Source organism: Aeromonas finlandensis (assembly GCF_000764645.1).
GTDB classification, from domain to species: domain Bacteria; phylum Pseudomonadota; class Gammaproteobacteria; order Enterobacterales; family Aeromonadaceae; genus Aeromonas; species Aeromonas finlandensis.
In genome coordinates this window covers 1-2,354 of the sequence record NZ_JRGK01000177.1, presented here as the reverse complement: position 1 = coordinate 2,354, position 2,354 = coordinate 1, and the positions used below count along the sequence as shown (strand labels likewise).

3 protein-coding genes are annotated in these 2,354 nt (G+C 50.0%); 2 read left to right on the top strand and 1 reads right to left on the bottom strand.

Translation table 11 applies throughout. The annotated features are described in order from the left end of the window. Positions 1-180: 180 nt before the first annotated feature. The gene (locus tag LD28_RS0112285; RefSeq protein ID WP_033137253.1) at positions 181-666 is read right to left on the bottom strand and encodes a cell division inhibitor; all 486 of its coding nucleotides are present in this window, start codon (positions 664-666) and stop codon (positions 181-183) included. A 229-nt stretch (positions 667-895) separates the two neighbouring features. Between LD28_RS0112285 and LD28_RS0112280 the strand changes: the two genes are divergently transcribed. Further along, positions 896-1,093: a DUF4250 domain-containing protein gene (locus LD28_RS0112280; protein WP_033137252.1), complete on the top strand. Its 198-nt coding sequence runs from the start codon at positions 896-898 to the stop codon at positions 1,091-1,093. Between the two features lie 385 nt (positions 1,094-1,478). Next, a partial coding sequence (locus LD28_RS0112275; protein WP_033137251.1) for a glycogen/starch/alpha-glucan phosphorylase occupies positions 1,479-2,354 on the top strand: 876 nt, incomplete at its 3' end.

Below are 2,354 nucleotides of genomic sequence, written 5' to 3'. Positions count from 1 at the left end.
GCTTCTGCTTCTGCTTCTGTTTCTGCATGTAGTGATTGGGGCCTCATTGTTTTCAGGTGCTGTCGCTAGACCCTGATACGCCTGTCCATCAGATAAATCATCACGGAACATGTTGTGGGGCCAGTTGGTTTCGCCATCACCAGTAGTGGGAGGGGGCTGTATGAGCGTTAGTTTTCTCTCTTAATGATTGAGATAGACATCTTGCTCTGCATAGGCCAACAGAGGCGTGCCGGGGTTGGCCCGTTTCGCGCCAAAGAAGCGGGTCATGACGCCAGATTGCTGGCCCAGTCGCTGCAGCTTGACGTGATCCAGCTCGATCTGCTCGGGTAGCCAGGTAAACACGGCAGCACAGTGACCATTGCCCAGACTGCGTTCCAGGGTTTGCTGCCAGTTCTTGATTTTGGGGCTGTGTACCACCAGTACTCTGTTGGGATCGATGCCTCGCTCTTCCAGGTGGCTCACTGTGGGACGTCCTGGGGGAGCGATCAACAAGATCCAGCCAGTATGGGAGTCACCCAGCTTGGTTAATTCGCTCAGAAACTGGTCATCAGACTGGATAGTTACACCATAATGAGCCGACTCCGCTTTGCAGGCGGTTCTGGTTGGCCAGGGGTTGCTCATGGCACGATTCATCGCAAAGGGCAGTGAGTGCAGGGGCTGGTTCATATACTTTTTCCTGTATGAATATCCAAGCTGTATGCGTATACAGTAGTTCTATCCTAAGACAGTGACAAGGTGTTTCTGCTGAAATTTGTGATGGTGTTGGCATGTTGAATTTATAAGTGATTGTATTTAATTGTTTTTTAATGAAAATTCATCTGGTTGTTTTTTGCGCTATGGACAAACCCTGTGTAACCGCCCATGGTTATACAGGCCATTTACAGGAGGTGCCGCCATGGATATCAATACCTTGCAGCGTCTGGATGCCAACATCTTGCTGGGCATCATCAATGAGAAGCTAAGGCTCGAGTGTGACGGATTGGAGGAGTTGCTGGCCTATTACGATATGAGAGAAGAGCAGTTGGCAGGGCGTCTGGATCAGATTGGGTACCATTACGATCCATTGAGCAATCAGTTCAAGGCACATCTCTGAGGGTGCAATCATTGCTTCATATTTATACGGTAATTTTTCAGGCGCATTGAAACCGGTTTCAATGCGCCGTATTGCCGCCTATTTTCAGTGATTTTCAGTGATTTTCAAGGCTTGGCAATCTCTGAAAACCTATTCATGCCATAATATTTTTATTTTTTTGGTAAAGTACTGATAATAGAGGGTATTTTTGTTTTTCTGCAATCAGTTAAAGGAAAGGGTTTTCAAGCTTTTCAGGCTGTTTTTATCGGTTAACGTGTGACTTGCGTTAACTTTTAATTCTGCCGCTTTAGTTAGTATTCTCACGCCGGTACATATTTTGAGATAACAACAGCGCCGGTCCCGTAAGCGGGATAACAATTTTATTTGTAACGAAGGAATATGGTTTATGGCTACCAAGAAGAAGACAGACCAGGATCTCCAACTGGATAAAGATCAGCTCAAGGCGAGTATCGTGCGTCACCTGCGTTCTACCTTGGGAACAAGTGAACAGAAAGCCTCTCCCGAAGCGTGGTGGAAAGCCACTGCGGCGGCCGTCAATGAACAGGTGTACGAGCGCCTGACCCGCACTCAGCAGACTCACTTCAAGAAAGATACTCGTGCGATTCACTATCTCTCTGCTGAATTTCTGATGGGACGATTGACCTCCAACAACCTGCACAACCTCTCTCTCTACAAGACCTGCGAAGAGGCGCTGGGCGAGCTCGGTCTGGACCTGACCGACCTGTGCGAACAAGAGCCAGATATGGCACTCGGCAATGGTGGCTTGGGACGTCTGGCTGCCTGCTTTATCGACTCGCTGGCCACTCTGAACTACCCGGCGGTTGGCTATGGTATCCATTACGAACACGGTCTGTTCCGTCAGGAGATTCAAGATGGCCGCCAGATCGAGCGTCCGGACTCTTGGCGTGAATATGGCAACCCTTGGGAGATCTGCCGTCCCGAGTCCGTGCAAGAAGTGCCACTTTACGGCTACGTTGAAACCGTGTTTGGTGACAATGGCGGCTTGAAGAAGGTATGGCACGCGGGTCGCAAGATCAAAGGGGTGCCTTGGGATATTCCGGTCGTCGGTTTTGGCGGCCACACCGTCAACATCCTGCGTCTGTGGGAATCCCGCGCCTCCGAGTTTTTTGACTGGGACGTGTTCAATGCCGGTGGTTACATCGACTCCCAGGCTGAAAAAGCCCAGGCCGAGACCATCTCCAAGGTGCTCTATCCGAACGATGAGACCGATGCAGGTAAAGAGCTGCGCCTGATCCAGCAG